Raw genomic sequence first — 19329 nt, 5'->3', positions numbered from 1 at the left:
TGAAGGAGGAAAGGCATGCCTGGCATCGTAGGAATAGTTGGAAAGGGGGGGAGCGCAGAGAGGGGAGCCCAGCTCGAGCGGATGCTGAGCTCGATGCTCCACGAGCCGTTCTATACCTCCGCGAGCTACCTCGACGACAAAATCGGCATCTACCTTGGGTGGGTGAACAGGGCCGGTGCCTTTTCCGACACGCCGATCGTGTGGAATGAAACGGCGCAGTCCGGGCTCGTCTTCTACGGCGAGAACTTCCCCGAGGAGGGGGTGCCGGGAAGGCTGCGCGGTGAGGGGCACCGCTTTCAGGCGCACGATCGCGCCGAGTACCTGATACACCTCGCCGAGGAGTGCGGGGACGACTTCCTCACCGCTCTGAACGGCTGGTTCAACGGCGTCCTCATAGACAAGGGGCGCGGCGAGGCGATCCTCTTCAACGACCGCTACGCCATGCAGCGGATCTACTACTACGAATCTCCTGACGCGCTCTATTTCGCCTCGGAGGCGAAAGCGCTCCTGAAGGTCCATCCGAGACTTCGGGCATTCGATCTGCGCAGCCTCGGAGAGTACTTCAGCTTCGGCTGCGTCCTCGAGAACCGCTCCCTCTTCTCCAATGTCCATCTCCTCCCCCCCGCGTCGGCATGGCACATCGCCGCCGGCGAGGTGACCCGCAAGACGTGCTACTTTTCCCCGAAGACGTGGGAGGGGCAGGAGTCGCTGCAAAAGGAAGAGTTTTACCGCCGCTTCGAGGAGAAGTTCCGGGATGTGCTGCCGAAGTACCTCCAGAACGGCAAGGTCGCCCTCTCCCTGACCGGAGGGCTCGACACCAGGATGATCATGGCGTGGCTCAGGCCCGCACACGGGGAGCTGCCGTGCTACACCTTCGGCGGCATGTACAACGACTGCTACGACGTGAAGATATCGCGCGAGCTCGCAGCGCTGCGCCACCAGAGTCACCGGGTCTTGCCGCTCGGGCGCGACTTCTTCGGCGACTTCCCGCGTCTTGCGGAGAGGACCGTCTACCTTACCGACGGCAACCTCGATGTCACCGGTGCTCCGGAGCTCTATGTGAACCGGCTGGCGAGGGAGGTGGCGCCGGTGCGCCTGACCGGCAACTACGGGAGCGAGATCCTCCGCGGGGCGCGTCACTTGAAGGCGCAGCCACCCCGCCCGGGGCTCTTCACGGAGGAACTGGAAGGGGAGATCGATCTTGCGGGGGAGACGCTGCGGATGCATTACCAGGACCACCCCGTCTCCTTCGCCGCCTTCAAGCAGGCCCCTTGGCTGCACCACAACCGTCTCTCCCTGGAGCAGTCCCAGATCACCCTGCGCTCCCCCTACCTCGACAACGACCTGGTGCAGCTCATGTACCGCGCCCCGCAGGAGGTCATGCAAAGCAGCGACCTCTCCCTTCACCTGATCCGCCAAGGGGACCCGGAGCTGTCGAGGATAATGACCGACCGAGGCCTTGGCGGGGAGCAGGGGTATCTGGTCTCGAAGATCGCCTATCTCTACCGGGAGTTCCTCTTCAAGACGGACTACGCCTTCGATTACGGCATGCCGCAGTGGTACGCCGCCCTTGACCACCACCTGCTGGCACCGCTCCATCTCGAGCGCGTCTTCCTGGGGCGGCACAAGTTCTATCACTTCCGGGTCTGGTACAGGGACGAGCTCTCCGCCTACGTGAAGGAGGTGCTGCTGGACCGCAAGAGCTTGCAGCGCCCGTATCTGAAGAAGGAGACGGCGGAGAGGCTGGTTCTGGACCACACGAGCGGCCGCAGGAACTACACCTGCGACATCACGAGTCTCCTGACGATGGAACTCCTGCAGCGGCTCATGTTCGACTGAGGGGATGGAAATGACAGCGGTGAAAGAAGAGATCACCATATGCATCTGCACCTACAAGCGGGCGGCGCTTCTGGGCGACCTGCTGAAAAAGCTGTGGGCCCTGAAGACGGACGCCCTTTTCAGCTACCGGGTCGTGGTGGTGGACAACGACAGCGAGGAGTCGGCAAGACCGGTAGTGGAGTCGTTGCAGCGGCAGAGCCCGGTACCGATCTCCTACCACGTGCAGCCGGAGCAGAATATCGCCCTCACCAGGAACACCGCGGTGGAGAACGCCACCGGAGAGTACCTGGCCTTCATCGACGACGACGAGTTCCCGGAAGAGGGGTGGCTCCTCGCCCTGTACCTCGCGCTGAAGAAATACGACTGCGCCGGGGTGCTGGGGCCGGTCCGCCCCTGGTTCGGCGCGGAGTGCCCCCGATGGCTCGTGCGGGCGAACCTCGTGGAGAGGAAGTCCCACGAGAGCGGGACGGTCATGGACGCGCACGAGTGCAGGACCGGCAACGTCCTCATGGAAAGGAGGATCTTCGACGACCCGGATAACCGATTCGAGCGGCAGTACGGCAGGACCGGCGGCGAGGATGTGTGGTTTTTCGTGAGGGTGATGGCGAAGGGGTATCGCTTCGTCTGGTGCGAAGAGGGTCCGGTGCACGAGATCGTGACTCCGGAGCGGTGCAAGGCTCTCTACTACATCCGCCGCTCCGTGCGCATGGGTGGGGTGAGCGGTGAAGAGGTGCGCACGAAGGGGGCACCGGGACGGAGCTTTTCCCTCGTCTTCGCAGCCGCCTGCGCCTATCTCGCCTTTCTCCCGGTAGCTTTCCTCATGGGGAAGCACCGCTTCGTGCGCTGCCTTACCAAGGGCGCCTACCACTGCTCGTGGCTTCTGGGGTATCTCGGGCACGTGCCGATCAGGGTGAGGGACGATTGAGGGGGAAAGGATGAATTCTGCGGGTGCACAACGGTACAGCGTCGAGACGGCCCTTCTGGACCGGCAAGAGTGGGACGCGATCGTTTCCGCTTTTGCCGACGCCAACATCTACCAGACCTGGTCGTACGAGTCCGTCCTCACCGGAACGAAGGGGATGCAGCACCTCCTCCTCAGGAAAGAGGGGGAGATCGTCGCCGCCGCCCAGGCGCGGCTGACGAAGATCCCCTTCACCGGCACCGGCATTGCCTACGTGCGCTGGGGGCCCCTCTGGCGCAGGCGCGGCAAGGATACGGACCCTGCCCTCTTTGCCGCGGGGGTGCGTGCACTGCGGCGCGAGTTCGTGGAGAAGCGCGGCATGATCCTGCGCATCCTTCCCCTCCTCTTCGACGACGATGCGCAGCTCTTCCAGCCCGCCCTGGAGAGGGAGGAGTTCAGCCACCATTCCGTGGAGGTCCCGCAGCGCACCCTTCTCATCGATCTCCGCCGCTCTCCGGACGCATTGCGCAAAGGGCTGGAGCAGAAGTGGCGCAACTGCCTGAACCGGGCTGAGAAAAATGGACTTCTCCTTGCCGAGGGGACCGGAGACGACCTCTTCTCCGACTTTCTGGAGATCTATCGCGAGACAAAGGAGCGAAAGAAGTTCCTGGAAACGACGAACGTGCAGCAGTTCCGCACCGTGCAGGCTACCCTCCCGGAAGAGTTCAAGATGCGTCTTTTCATCGCCTACAACGGGGAGAAGCCGGCGGCAGGGCTCATCGTGAGCGGGATCGGGGACACGGGGGTCTTTCTCTTCGGGGGGACGAGCGATGCCGGGCTCACCAGCAAGGGGTCATATCTTTTGCAGTGGAAGGCGCTGAACTGGCTCAGGGAAAATGGCTCTTCCTGGTATAACCTCGCCGGTATAAACCCCCTCACCAATCCCGGCACCTACCACTTCAAGATCGGGCTGTGCGGCAAGAACGGGAAGGAGGTCTCCTCGCTCGGGACGTATGACGCCTGTGACGGCGTGGTCACAGCGAAGGTCTTCCGGTGGGCGAACCTTGCGCGCGTCCTGCACCGGAAGGGGATGGTGCTCGTAAGCCAGATCAGGGCGCGCTACGCCTGACGCCGGGGGAAGCCCGGAAAAGAGATGCTGCCATGACCAAAGAACTCGCCCTCGTGCTTTGCACAGCCCTCGTCGTCGCGCTCCTCGTGCGGGAGCACAAGCTGCGCCCCCTTCCTTCGGTGGAGCTGTGGATTCCCCTCCTCTGGCTCCTCATCATAGGCACCCGTCCCGTCTCCGCTTGGTTCGAAGGGCCCGTCGACTCCGAACAGATCGCCGCCTCCTACATCGAGGGGAGCCCCCTGGACCGCAACATCTTTCTGGTGCTCCTCTTCGGAGCGCTGTACACCCTGTGGAAGCGCCGCCTCGACTGGAAGAACATCCTCCTCTCCAACAGGTGGCTCCTCTTCTTTTTTATCTACTGCGGTGTAAGCGTCCTGTGGTCCGATTTCTTCTTCGTGAGCTTCAAGCGCTGGGTGAAGGACCTCGGCAACCTCCTGATGATCCTCATCATCCTGGGGGAGGAGGACCCGTTCGGGGCGGCGAAGGCGCTCTTTGGGCGCTACATCTGCATTGCCGTCCCCTTCTCCATGCTCCTTGTGAAGTACTTCCCGGGGCTTGGGCGCTACTATAACCGATGGACCTATGAGCCCTCCTACTGCGGGGTCACCACCAACAAGAACGAGCTCGGGATCATCCTCGTCATCTGCGGCATCTTTCTCGTACAGGACCTCATGGAGGTGCATGACACCCCGAAGGAGGAGCGGGAGCGTCTCTCCGTCGCTGTCCCTGTCGCTCTCCTTCTCATGTCCGCGTGGCTTCTGCGCATCGCCGGGAGCGCCACGGGGCAGGTGTGCCTCCTCCTCGGGGCGGTGCTTCTCCTCTCCCTGCGCTCCCCGCAGCTGCGCGGCATGACGCGGCACCTCGGCGCCTTTGCCGCCGTCGCCGGTTGCCTCCTCTTTCTCTTCTACGCCACCCCCTCCCTCACCGAAAGCGTGGTCACCCTCCTCGGGAGGGATGTCACCTTCACCGGGCGCACCGAAATCTGGAAGGATGTCCTCTCGGAGCGGAACAACCCCTGGATCGGCACCGGATACCGCAGCTTCTGGCTCGGGCCGGCGCTGGAAAGACTCCACCTGAACCAGGCGCATAACGGCTACATAGAGACGTACCTGAATGGCGGGTTCATCGGCCTCATCCTCCTAGTGCTGGTGCTCCTTGCCGCCGGACGCAGGTTCGCCGAGGAGGTTCCGTACGAGGGGGACTTCAGCGCGCTGCGGCTTACCTTCTTCATCGTGGCGGTCCTTTACAACTGGACGGAAGCGATGTTCAACGGACTCAGCCTCATCTGGTTCGTGCTCCTTCTTGCCGTCGTGGTGTGGCCTGAACCGGAGCCGGAGTTCGAGACGTCGCCGGAAAGCTACCTCTACTGGGGGGAAGAGGATGGGAGAGAGGCGTGAGAGCGCGGTGAAGCCTGGTGGACGCCTTGACGGTACCACCGTCCTCAGGTTCGCCCACATCTTCAAAAATGCCAGCGGGGGTATCGAGCAGTACCTCGACTCGCTGAACAGGACCCTTCTCGAGCGAAACCGCATGACGATCGTCCAGATGCACCTCGTGCGCGAGGGTTGCCGCCTGGAGGTGCAGCCGGAGCAGGTGGGGCAGGGGGTCCTCCTCTGGGTTCCCTCCCTCCTCTCCGAATCGCCGACCGCTCCCCGTTCCCTGAAGGTGAGGGTAAAGCGGGCTCTGTACAGCGCGGCAGCCGCCACCCCTCCTGTGGCGGCCCTCCTCAGGCGCGTCCTCAGCCGCGGCTTCCTCCACTTCGACGCAACCGTCTCCAACCGCCTCCTTCTGCAGACCGTGCGCCAGGGGAGGCCCGACCTCGTGGTATTCCACTGGGTGAGCGAGGACTCCGGCGAAGTCGTGCACTGTGCGCGAGAGATGGGGATTCCCTTCCTGGTGATAAACCACTTCGAGAACCGCCGCTTCAACCTCCCCCTGATGCAGAAGTCTCTGGCGGGCGCTGCAGGCTACGGCGGGGTCTCTCCCGCAGATGTCCCCGCCCCCTTCCGTCCCGGCTTCCTCAACTTTTCAGACGGTATCGACACCGACTTCTTCTCCCCCCAGGGCGTCACCTCCCCCGAGGATGGAGACGTTCTCCTCCTCCCGTCCCGCCTCACCCCCGGGAAGGGGCACAACGACCTCCTGCGCGCAGCGGCGCTCATCAAGAGGGGGGGAAGGAGGGTGAAGGTGGTATTTGCCGGGCGGGAGGAGTCCGGCTCCTTCGCTGCGGAGCTGAAGGGGGCGGCGGCGAGACTCGGCCTGCAGGAGGAAACGGTCTTCACCGGCCACCTCTGCGCCGCCGAGTTGCGCAGGTGGTACGGCGCGAGCACCGTCGTCGTCCTTCCCACCCTCTCCGAGGGTCTCGGCAGGGTGCTCCTGGAGGCGCAGGCGATGGAAAGGGCGGTCGTGGCGTACGATGTCGGCGGCGTCTCCTGCGCCATGGAAAACGGGAGCACCGGCTACCTCGTCCCGAAAGGGGACCACCGCGCCCTCGCGAGGATGACCGAGCTTCTCCTTGTGGACCCGGAAAGGCGCGTCACCTTCGGGCGAAACGGGCGGCGCTTCGTGCAGGAAAATTTCAGTCTCCCGGCGCTCGCCTCCCGCCACGAGGACTTCTACCTCGCGGCCTGCGCCCCTTCCCCGGTGCCGGAGTGGGCATTCTCCCTCCCCGCGCCCCCGCCGTAGAGCCCCCCTTTGTTGACCACGATCTCTTTTATTGTAGAATTCTAATGCAAATGTCCGGTTTACCTGCAGTTTCACGCCTCCGAAAACAGGAACAACTCATGTCCTACAAGCGGATCCTGGAAACGACCCTCATCATGGGGGGCTCCTCGGTGGTGAACACCATCCTCGGTATCCTGCGCACGAAGGTCCTCGCCCTCATGCTCGGCCCCTCCGGCATAGGGCTTGCCGGCATCTACACGACGGTCACCTCGCTTTTGAGCACCGTGTGCGGCATGGGGATCGGGGAAAGCGGCGTCCGGCAGATAGCGGGAGCTGTCGGGAGCAACGACGACGAGGCGGTGGCCCGCACCATCATCACCATCCGCCGCAGCGCCCTCATCTCCGGGGTCGTCGGGTGCGTCGTCCTCTTCATCTTTTGCGGCACGGTAAGCCGCTTCACCTTCGGCACCAGGGGGCACACCTTCGATCTCGCCCTGCTCTCCCTCACCATCCTCTTCGGGGCGGTCTCCTCCGGCCAGACCGCGCTGATCCAGGGGGTGCGGCGCATCGGGGACCTGGCGAAGCTCAGCATGATCGGCGCCCTTCTCGGCACCGTCTTCAGTATCCCCATCATCTACGCCTTCGGGCAGCGAGGCGTCGCCTACTTTCTCCTCGCCGTCTCCGCCACCAGCATCCTCACCTCCTGGTGGTACGCGAGAAAAGTGAGCACGAAGAAGGTGACGATGACGTGGCGCGAGTCGATGACGGAGGCGAAGCCGCTGCTGAAGCTCGGCTCCGCCCTCATGTGCGGCACCCTCATGATCGCCTGCACCCAGTACTTCCTCCGCGTCTTTATCGTGAGGAATCTGGGGCTCGATGCCGCCGGGATCTACCAGGCTTCCACCACCCTCTCACTCATATACGTCGGAGTGATCCTGAACGCGATGCTCACCGACTTTTACCCGCGGCTCTCCGAGGCGTCGCACGACAACGCCGAGTGCGCCTCACTCATCAACAAGCAGATCGAGGTCGGGCTTTTGCTGGCGGTACCGGGAATCCTGGCCATCATGACCTGCGCCCCCTTCGTCATCGCAGTATTCTACTCCTCCAAGTTTCTCCTCGCGGTCGATATCCTGCGCTGGCAGATACTGGGGGTCATGCTCCAGGTCGTCGCCTGGCCGATCGGATTCATCCTCCGCGCCAAGGGAAACGGAAAGCTCTTTTTCGAGACGGAACTCTTTGCCAACGCCACCCACCTCGGCTTCGCCTGGATCGGTGTCACCACCTTCGGTCTTCCCGGGGCGGGCGCCGCCTTCTTCGTCATGAACCTCTGCTACTTCGGCCTCATCTTTCTGATCGCGCGCAGCAATTACGCCTTCAGCTTTACCGGGGAGAGCGTGCGCCTTCTATGCATCTTCTCCGTCGCCCTCGGGGTGGTCTTCGCCACACCGTTTTTCCTTCCGAAGATCGTGAACCTGGTCTTCAACATCGCGGTGACGATCCTTGTCGGTCTCTACGCGCTCAAGATCCTCATCAGCAGGGCCGGCGAGGAGATGGCCCCCGGCTTTCTCCTGAAGATCAAGTCAGCGCTCACTTTCTAGGGACGGAGCTCTCTCCTCCCGTTGCGGGGTGCATAAGTGCCGCAGCTTTCAGTGATCATACCGACGTACAACAGGGCGAGGTACCTGACGAAGGCGCTGGACAGCGTGCTCGCCCAGGAGTGGAGCGACTGCGAGATCATCGTGGTGGACGACGGCTCCCGCGACGCGACCCGCGCCGCGCTGGAGCCGTACCGCGAGAGGATCAGGTATATCTACCAGGAAAACGCGGGAGTAAGCGCGGCGCGAAACAGGGGGATCCGCGCCGCCACCGGCACCTGGGTCGCCTTTCTCGACTCCGACGACGAGTGGCGCCGCGGGTATCTCGCCGAGCAGATGGAGAGCGTGCGGCGCTTTCCGGAGGCGGTGGCGAGCATAAAGAACAGCATCTGCATCTCCCTCGACGGTAGGTGCGCCGACGACCACTTCGCCGAGCTGGGGGTGCTGAAGCTTTTCGGGGAGCAGGAGGAGATCCTCCTGGAGAGGGCGTTTCGCACGGTTGTGGGGAGTTCGCACTGGTTCCTGCAGGGGATCGTGGTGCGGCGGGAGACCCTGCTGGAGGCGGGGCTCTTCAACCCCGCCCTCTCCATCGCCGAGGACATGGATCTCGTGGCACGGCTGGCGCTGCGCGGCGCGTTCGTCCTTTCCCGCAAGGTGCTGGTGGAGATCTACCGGCGGGAGGAGGATGGGGGGTCGCTTTCGGCGCAGTATATGAACCGCGGCATCTACAGCAGGGAGTCCTTTGCGAAGGTCTTCAGCGACCTCATGTCCCTGCCGGGGGTGACCCTTCCGGACCGGATCGTGCTGCGCAGCTCGATCGGCACCATGTGGCGGGCGCTCGGCAATATCTGCCTTGCCAGCGGAAGGGTGCGTGAGGCGCGGCAGTACTACCTGAAGTCGCTGGCGGTCCACCCCTCCCTGAAGGGGGTGGTAAAGTGCCTGGCTGCCTATCTCCCCCGGGGGGTGGCGCTCCTGGCGGTACGAAAGAGGGTGAACGTCGTCCCGGGGGACGAGGCGGAGCTCCGCTAGGGGTGCTCCATGAGGCGCAGGAGAAGTTCCGATGGGTAAGAAGCTCGTTTCGATCCTGATACCGGCCTACAACGCGCAGCAGTGGATCGTGGACACTCTGCGCTCCGCGCTCGCGCAGAGCTGGCCAGAGAAAGAGGTCATAGTGGTGGACGACGGGTCCCGCGACGAGACCCTCGCCATTGCCCGCACCTTCCAGTCGCCGTCGGTGCTGGTGGTCGGGCAGGAGAACCGTGGCGCGAGCGCCGCCCGCAACCGCGCCCTTTCCCTCGCGCAGGGAGAATTCATCCAGTGGCTCGATGCGGATAACATGCTGGCGCGGGACAAGATCGAGCGCCAGATGAAGGAGCCGCAGGCGGCCGATGAGCGGGTCCTCCTCTCCTCGCCGTGGGGCTTTTTCATGTATCGCTGGCAGAGGGCGCACTTTGTGAGAAGCACCCTCTGGGAGGACCTCCCCCCGGCGGAGTGGATCTGCCGCAAGTTCAGCGGCAACACCTTCATGGTCCCGGAATCGTGGCTGGTGAGCCGCGCCCTCACAGAGCGCGCGGGGCGGTGGGACGAGGCCCTCTCGCTCGACGACGACGGCGAGTACTTCACCCGGGTCGTCTCGCACTGCGACTCCATCCGTTTCGTGGACGGCCCGAAGTCGTACTACCGGTATGCCAACGCCGGGAGCCTGAGCAGCATGGCGTACCGGCCGCAGCACAAGCTGCAGAGCCAGTTTGCCTCCATCTCCTCCCAGATAGAGGTGCTCCTCTCCCTGGAGGCGAGCGGCAGGAGCACGGCGGCCTCGCTGAAGTTTTTGCAGGATTCCCTGATCTACTTCTACCCGGACAGCCCCGAACTGGTGCGGAAAGCGGAGGACCTGGCGCGCAGGCTCGGTGGCAGCCTCGTGGTGCCGACGCTCGGCTGGAAATACGCCTGGCTCGCCCGGCTCTTCGGCTGGAAGGCGGCAAAGGCCGCCTGCTTCGCGCTCCCAGCGGTGAAGGCCGCGGCCCAATCCCGCTTCGACAAGATGATGTACCGCTCGTTTTCCAACTACGCGCTGCCGTGACAAAACACGCGGCGAAGGAGGGTACCCCGGTGCGAATCGCCTATCTCCTCTTCGTGTACAAGAACCCGCGGCTGGTGGCGCGGGTGATCCGGACCCTTTCCTGCGACGATGCCACCTTCTTCGTCCATGTCGACCAGAAAAGCTCCCTTGCCGACTTCGACTGCACAAAGGGGGAAAACGTGCACTTCACCTCCCGCAGGCTCCCGGTCTACTGGGCGGAGTTCTCAGGGGTGCGGGCGACGCTCCTTTTGATGGAGGAGGCGCTCGGTGCGAAGCCGCTGCCGGACTATCTGGTCCTTCTGAGCGGCAGCGATTACCCGCTGAACGGAAAGGAATACATCCACGACTTCTTCGAGAGGCACCGCGGAAGCGAGTTCATCAACATGGTGGGGATGCCGAACGAGAAGGCGGGGAAGCCGCTGTCGCGCGTCAACACCTACCGGGCCCAGTCGCACGAGCCGATGAAAAGGGTGGTGTCGAAGGCGCTGGCAAAGGTTGGGTGCGCCACGCGCGACTACCGGAAGTACCTGGGGGGGATGGAGCCGTACGCGGGGAACACCTGGTGGGCCCTGTCGCGCTACGCTGTGCAGTACATCCTCGACTTCGTGCAGAAAAACCGGTCCGTCTCTGCCTTTTTTGAGGACACCTTCGCACCGGAGGAGATGTTTATCCACACCATCCTCGGCAACTCTGTCTTTCGTTCCAGCATCAGGCGAAACATCATGTTCGAGGACTGGTCGGGGCAGGGGGGGCACCCGGAGCCGATCGGGGAGGCGCACCTGGAGCTCTTCGAGAAGGGGGGGGCGGTGACGGTAAACGACGTCTACGGAAGCGGGGAGGCGCTCTTTGCCAGGAAGTTCACCGAGGATTCACCCCTTCTGGACCGGATGGACCGGCTGATTGCCCGCGGTGGGGCGCAGCTCTCGACTCCCGCCGGTACCTTCCGGCCGAGGACCGGCAACCTCGGGCTTGCCACTTGAAGGTAGGCCGGGCTGCCGGCAGACCCGCAGGCAGCGACTTCACCACCCCTCCGTGAAGCCTCTCCCGGGAATTCCGGGGAGCCGGCGTCAGGAAGGTCCCCCCTCCCTTGACGGGAGGGGGAGAGGGGGTGGGTGAAGCTGCTATGTGGCTGAAGTGGTGGCACCTTCCCCCCCACCCTGTCCCTCCCCCGCAAGGGGGGAGGGGACGTCCGACCGGCTGTCCCCGGAACCCGATGATCCCCCGTGAAGGGAGGGGGGACGTCACTCTGCGGTGATCACAAAAAAAACCAGGAGAGCACGAGCTCTCCTGGCTTTTTTCTTTGCTGCCGGCTTTGCGGGAAGGGTTACTGCACCTTCAGGGCGCTCGGGGCCATCGGGGCTTTCGTCACGCCACCCCACGGCATGCCGGAGCTCGGAGCGGTCGGGGCCATCGGGGAGAGGTCCGGACCGATCGCGGGCCATGCGGTGTTCCCCCACCAGGCCGGCTTCGTGCTCAGGTAAAGGCTCGCCGGGAGGACCCTGTCGTCCGAGCCGTTGTACACGGTGCCGCCGGTTACGCTGTCCCAGTTGGCGTGGCGCAGGAGGGTCGATTTCCCTGCCGCATCCTCAAACCCGTAGATCGCCTTCGCGCAGCTCGACTCCGCCGCATCGTAGGTCGTCTCGATCCCGGAGGTGCCGAGGACGTTGCCGATCACGTTGTAGTACTGCTGATGCGAGTAGATGTTGATCGCGTACTCCTTGCAGTTGTACCCGGTCTCGTTGATGACGCGGTTCCTAAAGAAGGTGTTGTTGCTGGAGGAACCCCAGTAGTTGTCAGCGACCATCGATACTTTGGAATAGTTCCCCTCGATCAGGTTCATGATCGGGTGCGAGCCGTGGAACGAGACCCCCTGCCCGGCGGAACCGGTGCTGTAGTGATAGAGGTCGTGCAGGTAGTTGTATGCGAAGACGTTACCGGAGGTCTCCCCGTTCATGGTGATGGCGAGCGCCAGGTTGAAGAACTCGTTGTTCTCGAAGGCGACCGCAGAGGCGCCGCTCAGCCAGATCCCGTAGCCGCGGTCACCACCGAAAGGGGTGCCGGAGGTGGCGGTGACGGGGTTCCCCTTGTGGAACTTGCAGCCGCGGATGGTGTTGCGGTAGCCGTTCCAGATCCTGAAGAGCTCCTTGTAGGCGCTGATCATCTCCACGTTGAGAATCCAGCTGTTGTTCACGTTGTCCCACTGCATCGCCGCCTCGCGGGCCGCGGAGACGCTGTTGTCCAGGGTGAGGGACTCGAGACCGAAGCCGGCTACCTGGTTGCTGACCTTCACGAGCTGCGGCGAAAGGGTGGAGTCATAGTCCCAGTAGAGGGGGATTTCCAGCGTGACGCTGTTGGAGGTCGGGACCGCCGTTACCTTCACGTACTGCCCAAGAGACCTGCCGCCGCTCGCCCTGCCGCACCAGGTGCAGCTGCCGCCGTCACCCTTATTGCTGACCGGCGGGTTGTCCGCCGCGTTGTTCACCTGGTCGATGAGGATGATGTCCCCCACCGCAAGGCCGTGGGAGGAAGCGGTGGTGATGCTGGTCGACCCCTTCTTGTAGCCGCCGGAGAGGGCGACGGACCCCGGGCTGGAGAGGTTATAGGACCAGGAGGAGGGCTCGGCCAGGATGATCTGGCTGCCGGAGAACCCGCTCATCCCCTTCACGATCGTCTTGCCCATCCCTGCGCCGCGGAGCACGATACCTTTGCGGACGGTCAGGGTGCTTTTCACGTTGAAGGTACCGGCTGCCAGCGCCACGACCTGGCCGGCAGGACAGTTGTTGATGGCGGTCTGGATCCGGGCGGTATCGTCGGTGCCGGAGGGGGTGAGGGTGGTGTACACGGTGCTTATGGAGGGGATATCGCCTTTGACCCCGACGTTCCCCGCCCAGGTAACAGCCCTCGTGGCCGGGACGGTGTAGGTGGCGCCTGCGAAGGAGGCGTATCCGGTTATAGCGGTTAAGAGAACAACTACCTTGGTAATGATTTTATGTCTAAGCATTCATATCTCCTATCAGAATAGACTGTCTGGGTGCCGGTCCGGCGGCCTCGGCGGCCGGACCGGCGTGAGGTAAGAGTCTGTGTACTACCGAGCGGTAACGAGGATGGCGCTCACCAGGGCGTTGTCGACCTTGGTGGTGAAGCCGATGCTCAGGTTGCCGTTGCTGACCGTTGCCGGGATCTCCACGTCGTAGGCCGCGTTCTTGCCGACCTTGGAGAAGATGTCCACGTTGCTGAGGGCGGTGGCCCCGTTGACTGCGACGTCGAAGACGCGGCTGCCGGCGGCGCTCCAGTACGTCTCGGCGAACTTCAGGCGCACGGTGTAGTTGCCGTTGGCGACGGGGATGTTGTAGGAGAAGTTGCCGCGGCGGTTGTTCTGGTACATCTTCCCGTCGGTCGTCCCGGTGATGGCGCTCGTGGTGGTGGAGGAATTCACACCCCCGGTGAACCTGGTGTCGGGGAGGTAGACGAGACCGGTGGCGCTCAGGTAGTTCGTACCACCTGCATCGATGGCGAAGACAGGGCTCCCGGCGGTCGTCGGCTTCACCACGATGGCGCAGACCTTCGCGTTGTCGACCACGCTCGTGAAGGCGAGGGAGAGGGTGCCGGTGGAGACGTTGACCGGAATGGTCACATCGTAGGCGGCGTTGCTGCCGACCTTCGCAAAGACGTCGAGGTTGCTGATCGCGGTGGTACCGTTCACCGCCACGTTGAAGACGCGTTTCCCCGCCGCGGTCCAGTACGTCTCCGCAAGCTTCAGGGTGACCGTGTAGTTGCCGTTTGCCACAGGGACGCTGTAGGTGAAGTTGCCGTAGCGCTCGCTCTGGTACAGCTTCTGATCTGCGGTGCCTCTGATGGCGCTGGTGACTGAAGCGACGCTCCCGCCGCTGTACTTCGTATCCGCGGAGTAGATCGCACCGCTGGCGTCGGTGTACTGCGCGCCGCCGCTGTTGGTCGCAAAGATCGGGGCCGCGGTGCCGGTGGTGGTGCCGGTGCCGGTTCCGGTGCCGGTCGTGGTGCCGCCGCTCGTCGCGCTGAAGGTGGCGGCGATGGTGTGGTTCGCTTTTACGGTCGCGAAGGTGTAGGAAGTGGCCGCCGCGACTGCCGCGCCGTCGACCGTCAGGCTCGCCACGCTGTAGCCGCTGGCGGGGGTGATGCTGAAGGTCTGGTTGGCGCCTGATGCGACGGTAACGCTCGTGATGGTCGTGCTGCCGTTCGTGGCGCTGGAGACGTTGGTGTTCCCCGTTGCGGTGATCGAACCGCCGGTTCCGGCGCTCGCCGTGATGGTGTATGCTGTGACCGCTGTCGCCTTGCTCACTTCATTGGAACGTGAGCTCTCGACCCTTGCGCTGTTGTACGCCGTGATGGCAAAGTAGTAGGTGCCGCCGTCGGTGAGGTTGCTCACGGTGTAGCTCGTGACCTTCCCGACATCGACCCCGGGCTGGTAGCTCCCGGAGGAGGTGCCGACGTAGACCTTGTAGCCGGCGAGGTCGGTGAGGCTCGAGCCGTCGCTGTTGGTGGTGGGGGCGCTCCAGGTAAGTGTCGCTGTTGCCGCCTGTGCCTCCGGGGCGCCTGCGAGGGTCACTGCCAGTACGGCCGCCACGACGGGGGCGAGACAGTTCCGGCGGAAAAATGCTGCTGCCTTTGAAACGGTAGTTCTAACCATAGATGATGCTTCCTCCCTTAGTTCTTTTGCCGGGCCCTTACGAGCATCCCGGCACCCTTCCGGACTTAGCATGGTGCTTGCTGCCGCTTTTTCAGCTCCTTAAAAGGGGTTTGGTTGGTGTTGCCACGTTTCCATTTCCCCGACTTCAGGTCGCAATTTCCCCTGCAGACGCAAAAAAGCCGGGTCCTCATATCGTGTGATATTTCGGCGACCCGGCTGTCTCGGTGAGACCCTGTAGGCTTTCCGTCACTCCCTCGCGGAAGCTTTAGTATTGTCGTGTATCGAACTGCTTATGCGAATTTTCGTTGAACGGACAGTACCACGGGATGCTCAAAAAAGTTGTGACCTCTGTCACTCTAATTAAGGATAGGGGCTAAAGTTTTCAATAAGGGCGTAACTAATGTAGAACGAGCCGAAGGTGGTGCGGAAGGAAATGCTGTGAAACCGGAGGGTTACCTGTGGACGGGTAGATGGGAAAGGGACACGCCGCGGCAGTCGGGCGGGTGGAGGGGCCCCGGGGGACCCCTCCCGTGGCAAGGCTACTCGAAGGTTTTTCTGAAGAGATGGAAGAGTCCCGCGATCGCCAGAGCCGCGCCGACGGCGATCCCCCCTGCGAGTTTCCGCTTCTTCTTCGTCTGGTCGATGACCGCGATCTCGCGCTGGAACTTGTCGAGCTCCGTGTTTATCTGCGCGGAGTCGCTGCGCACCTTTTCCACGTTCACTTCGTGGAAGAGGGAGTGGAAGCGGTTTCGCACCGCGAAGAGCCCCTTCTCCAGCGCTTCCGTGTCCACACCTTCCCCCTTGAACTCGGAGATGCGGGCGTCGATCGCCACCACACGTCCCTCCGTGCGCTGCATCGCGTCCCTTATGATGCTCGCGCGCTCGAAGCTGTGGCATCGGCTGCAGTCCTTCTCGTTGATGAGGGCGATCGTTGCTTTCACCACCTTGTGGTTGCTGTGGCAGGTGACGCAGGTCGGTCCCCCGCGCCCCAGCGCCCTGCCGTGCGCGCTGGCGAGGAAGTCCTTCATGACTCCGACGTGGCAGCGGCCGCAGAAAGCGGGGATCTCACCTTCGCTCGGTTTCCCCAAAAAGCCCATGGCGCGGTTCATGGCGTTCGCGGCGTCGCGCGGTTGTCCGCCGTGGCAGCCGTCGCAGCTTATGCCGTTCTCCGCGTGGATGCTCTGTTTCCACAGCGCGACCGGTTCCCCGAGTTTCCCCGGCAGCGCTCCGTGACACTGGATGCACACGGTCTCGTTCCCTTGCTGTTCCGCGGAGGCGGGCGCAACAAGGGAGAAAAGGATAAGAACGGCAGGAAAGAGGTTGCGCCGAAGCGGCGGCCAGTTGCCTTTCATGGTCATGAGAAGTGCCCCCAAATGCTGAGCCCCACCCACAGGAGTAACCCGGCGATGACGCAGGTGAGGAACAGCGGTCGCCGGTACGGATTGCGCTCCGGTCCCCGGTCGAGAAATGGCAAAAGGGCGAGGAGGGTCATCGCCGCCCCCTGCACGGCCAGCCCTATGAGCTCGTTTGGAAAGATCTTCAGCGTCTGGTAGTTTGCCAGGAAATACCACTCAGGCTTTATATGCGCCGGCGTCTGGAAGGCGTTTGCCGGCAGGAATGCGTCCTTCGGAAAGAAGATCGTGGGGGCGAAGAAGATCACCGCCAGAAAGAGTGCGAGATAGAGAAATATGGAGGTGGCGTCCTGCAGCGCGTAATTCGGGAAAAACGGTATGCCGCCGGGGTGGCTTTCATAGCTGTAGCTCTCCCCCGTCCAGCGTCGGTGCTTTTCCCGAAACGGCGGCGTGGAGACGCCGGTGCGCTTCAGGAGAAAGAGGTGGGCGCCTATGAAGCCTGCGATGAGGACCGGTATGAAGGCGACGTGCAGCGCGAAGAAGCGCCCGAGCGTCGAGGGGCCGACGAGCTTGCCGCCGCGCAGAAACTCCACGAGCTTTGGCCCCGCAAGGGGGGCTGCGCTGACGCTGTTCGTGGCGACGGTGGTGGCCCAGAAGGAGAGCTGGCTCCAGGGAGCGAGGTATCCGGTAAGGGAGATCCCCTGCACGAGGGTGAAGAGGATGAATCCCGTGAGCCAGTTCAGCTCACGCGGGCTTTTATACGCCCCCATGAAGAGGGTCGACAGAAGATGCAGCAGGAGCACCGCCACCATGAGGTTAGAGCCGACGGCGTGGGCCAGCCGGATCAGCCACCCGAAGGGGACGTTGTTCATGATGAAGGTGACGCTCTTGAACGCCTTCTCCGCGTCCGGGACGTAGTAGACGAGAAGGAGCATGCCGGTAAGGACCTGGATCAGGAAGATCACCAGGAGAACGCTCCCCAGGGAGTACCAGGCGTTTATGTCGTGCGGCAGCAGGTAGCCGGTGAGTTCCTTGTCCACCACTTCCCGCAGCCCGATACGCACGTCGAGCCAGTCGAAGAGTCTTTTGAAAATTGCCATTCTTCCTCCTTGCGGGGGCAGGAGCTGTAAAGCCGCGCCGGAAAGGGTTTTGCGGGGATTTTGCCTGGAGCTGCGACCTGCTCAGTATAATATAGCTTCCGTCCTTTTCAAGGTCGTGAAGTCATAGCCGCCGGTCTCGATGGACTTGGACAGTTGCGGTCGAGCCAATCGATCACTCTGTGCCACTCTCCTCCAAGGGGGGTGATGTCACTGTGTGTCATGGTGCGCCCTGTAGATGTAGTTGTCTTCAAAGGAGAAGGTAGCTACTTGTAAGCGCATCCGTGACATCCTCGGTTTTGACATGCGATACCTTCCTTGTCTTTCATGCTCTCCGCTGCTGCTGTACAATCTGTTCCTGTGTACCTGACCAATACAGAACTTCTTTTCTGCAGTGACAGGGTGGACAGGGCCGGTGCGATCCGCTATCCTGCGCAGCGCCTTTTCTGCCGCTCCGGTCTCCCCGGTGAGGGTGTGCCGGAAAGGGGGTACGATGCCGCACGTGACGCTGGTGCCGGAAGGGGAGGAGAACCGGGCCCTTCTCTCAAACGTCCATCCGGAACGCTGGGAGAACCCGGTCCCCTCCGGGCGCTACAACCTTGTGGTGATCGGCGCCGGAACCGCGGGGCTTGTGACCGCTGCCGCCGGTGCCGCACTCGGCGCGCGGGTCGCACTGGTGGAGCGGCACCTCATGGGGGGGGACTGCCTCAATACCGGCTGCGTCCCGTCAAAGGCGCTCCTTCGTTCCGCCCGCGCCCTCTTCGATGGGACGACCGCCGAGCGCTTCGCCCTCTCCGCGGGGACCCCCGGCTGCGACTTCGCTGAGGTGATGCGACGGATGCGTGCGCTGCGGGCGCAATTGAGCGGGCATGACTCGGCGCGGCGCTTCCGCGATGAGCTGGGGGTGGATGTTTTCTTCGGCGACTGCCGTTTTGTCGCGCCGGACGCGGTGGAGGTGGGGGGGCGAACCCTCCACTTTCGCAAGGCCGCCCTGTGCACCGGCTCGCGGGCAAAGGTCCCGGATCTGCCGGGACTCGAGGAGGGCGGCTATCTTACCAACGAGACGGTATTTTCCCTGGAGACCCTCCCGCCGCGCCTCGCGGTGGTCGGCGCCGGGCCGGTGGGGTGCGAGCTCGCCCAGGCCTTCTCCCGCTTCGGGAGCCGCGTCACCCTCATCGCATCGGGGGATCAGCTCCTGCCGCGCGAGGATCCGGATGCGGCACGCCTGCTGAACGATGCCTTCGCGGCTGAGGGGATCGAGATCCTTTTCAACGGTCGGCTCCGGCATGTCGAGGTCGCGGCGGGGGAAAAGGTGCTGGCCGTGGAGAGGGGAGGGGAGACGATTGCGGTCCCCTGCGATGCCATACTCCTTGCGGTGGGGCGTGCGCCGAATGTGGAGGGGCTTGATCTGGAACGGGGAGAGATCGCCTGGGACGGATCGGGGGTGAAGGTGAGCGACACGCTCCGGACGAGCAACCCGCGGGTGTACGCGGCGGGAGATATCTGCTCCCCCTACAAGTTCACCCACGTCGCCGACGCGCAGGCGCGGATCGTGGTGGCGAACGCGCTCTTCGGCGGCAGGCAGAAAAACTCCGCCCTCGTGGTGCCGTGGTGCACCTACACCGACCCGGAGATCGCGCACGTCGGGGGGTATGAGCGGGATCTGACGGGGAGGGTGCGGACGATCACGGTTCCTCTGTCGGCAGTCGACCGCGCCGTGCTGGACGGCGAGAGTGATGGCTTTGCCCGGGTGCACCTCTGGGGGAGCTCCGATCGCATAGCGGGCGCTACGGTGGTGGCGCGGCATGCCGGGGAGCTTGTGGGTGAGCTTGCCGTGGCTATGAGAAACGGAGTAGGGCTAAAGGGGATCGGCGCCACGATCCATCCGTATCCGACCCAGTCCGAGGTGCTCAGGAAGGTGGCGGACACCTTCAACAGGACGAGGCTCACCCCTTTCGTGAAGAAGGTACTCTCCGCGTGGCTTTCCTGGCAGAGGAGGTGAA

General features: G+C 63.5%; 14 protein-coding genes and 1 riboswitch. Of the genes, 10 read left to right on the top strand and 4 right to left on the bottom strand.

The window, feature by feature from the left end:
* The first annotated feature begins 15 nt into the window (after positions 1–15).
* The 9 genes from LPW11_RS02595 to LPW11_RS02555 all read left to right on the top strand — a co-directional run bounded on the left by LPW11_RS02595 (position 16) and on the right by LPW11_RS02555 (position 11191).
* Positions 16–1839 carry an asparagine synthase-related protein gene (locus LPW11_RS02595; RefSeq protein ID WP_230996569.1) on the top strand — a complete coding sequence of 608 codons (1824 nt, stop codon included), beginning with the start codon at positions 16–18 and terminating at the stop codon, positions 1837–1839.
* A 10-nt stretch (positions 1840–1849) separates the two neighbouring features.
* Positions 1850–2764, top strand: a complete 915-nt coding sequence (locus tag LPW11_RS02590) for a glycosyltransferase family 2 protein (RefSeq protein ID WP_230996568.1) — start codon at positions 1850–1852, stop codon at positions 2762–2764.
* Positions 2765–2774: 10 nt separating this feature from the next.
* Positions 2775–3869 (top strand): lipid II:glycine glycyltransferase FemX, encoded by a 1095-nt coding sequence (locus LPW11_RS02585; protein ID WP_230996567.1) that lies wholly within the window; start codon positions 2775–2777, stop codon positions 3867–3869.
* 32 nt (positions 3870–3901) lie between these two features.
* Positions 3902–5266, top strand: coding sequence for an O-antigen ligase family protein (locus LPW11_RS02580; RefSeq protein WP_230996566.1), 1365 nt, complete (start codon positions 3902–3904; stop codon positions 5264–5266).
* A complete protein-coding gene (locus tag LPW11_RS02575) occupies positions 5250–6554 on the top strand; it encodes a glycosyltransferase family 4 protein (protein WP_230996565.1) in 1305 nt (434 codons plus the stop codon). Before LPW11_RS02580 ends, LPW11_RS02575 begins: the two co-directional genes overlap by 17 nt.
* Before the next feature lie 98 nt (positions 6555–6652).
* Positions 6653–8134: an O-antigen translocase gene (locus LPW11_RS02570; protein WP_230996564.1), complete on the top strand. Its 1482-nt coding sequence runs from the start codon at positions 6653–6655 to the stop codon at positions 8132–8134.
* Between the two features lie 36 nt (positions 8135–8170).
* Positions 8171–9160, top strand: a complete 990-nt coding sequence (locus tag LPW11_RS02565; protein WP_230996563.1) for a glycosyltransferase family 2 protein — start codon at positions 8171–8173, stop codon at positions 9158–9160.
* A gap of 31 nt (positions 9161–9191) precedes the next feature.
* Positions 9192–10211: a glycosyltransferase family A protein gene (locus tag LPW11_RS02560; protein WP_230996562.1), complete on the top strand. Its 1020-nt coding sequence runs from the start codon at positions 9192–9194 to the stop codon at positions 10209–10211.
* Positions 10212–10240: 29 nt separating this feature from the next.
* A complete protein-coding gene (locus LPW11_RS02555; RefSeq protein WP_230996561.1) occupies positions 10241–11191 on the top strand; it encodes a beta-1,6-N-acetylglucosaminyltransferase in 951 nt (316 codons plus the stop codon).
* Positions 11192–11535: 344 nt separating this feature from the next.
* On the opposite strand, the gene LPW11_RS02550 is transcribed toward LPW11_RS02555, so the two are convergent.
* From LPW11_RS02550 to LPW11_RS02535, 4 genes are all read right to left on the bottom strand, one after another.
* Positions 11536–13212 (bottom strand): right-handed parallel beta-helix repeat-containing protein, encoded by a 1677-nt coding sequence (locus LPW11_RS02550; protein WP_230996560.1) that lies wholly within the window; start codon positions 13210–13212, stop codon positions 11536–11538.
* Positions 13213–13296: 84 nt separating this feature from the next.
* Positions 13297–14877: a malectin domain-containing carbohydrate-binding protein gene (locus LPW11_RS02545; protein WP_230996559.1), complete on the bottom strand. Its 1581-nt coding sequence runs from the start codon at positions 14875–14877 to the stop codon at positions 13297–13299.
* A gap of 203 nt (positions 14878–15080) precedes the next feature.
* A riboswitch (cyclic di-GMP riboswitch) is annotated at positions 15081–15157 on the bottom strand.
* Between the two features lie 259 nt (positions 15158–15416).
* Positions 15417–16235 carry a cytochrome c3 family protein gene (locus tag LPW11_RS02540; RefSeq protein WP_230996558.1) on the bottom strand — a complete coding sequence of 273 codons (819 nt, stop codon included), beginning with the start codon at positions 16233–16235 and terminating at the stop codon, positions 15417–15419.
* Entirely contained in the window at positions 16232–17329 is a 1098-nt protein-coding gene (locus LPW11_RS02535) for a cytochrome b (protein WP_230996557.1), read from the bottom strand. Before LPW11_RS02535 ends, LPW11_RS02540 begins: the two co-directional genes overlap by 4 nt.
* Before the next feature lie 490 nt (positions 17330–17819).
* On the opposite strand from LPW11_RS02535, the gene LPW11_RS02530 reads away from it, so the two are divergent.
* On the top strand, positions 17820–19328 hold the full coding sequence (locus tag LPW11_RS02530) for a mercuric reductase (RefSeq protein ID WP_230996556.1): 1509 nt from the start codon (positions 17820–17822) through the stop codon (positions 19326–19328).
* Position 19329 lies beyond the last annotated feature (1 nt).

The organism is Geomonas sp. RF6, assembly GCF_021044625.1.
Classification (GTDB): Bacteria; Desulfobacterota; Desulfuromonadia; order Geobacterales; family Geobacteraceae; genus RF6.
The sequence above is the reverse complement of the archived record's forward strand: the minus strand, read 5'-3'. Positions and strand labels throughout refer to the sequence as shown.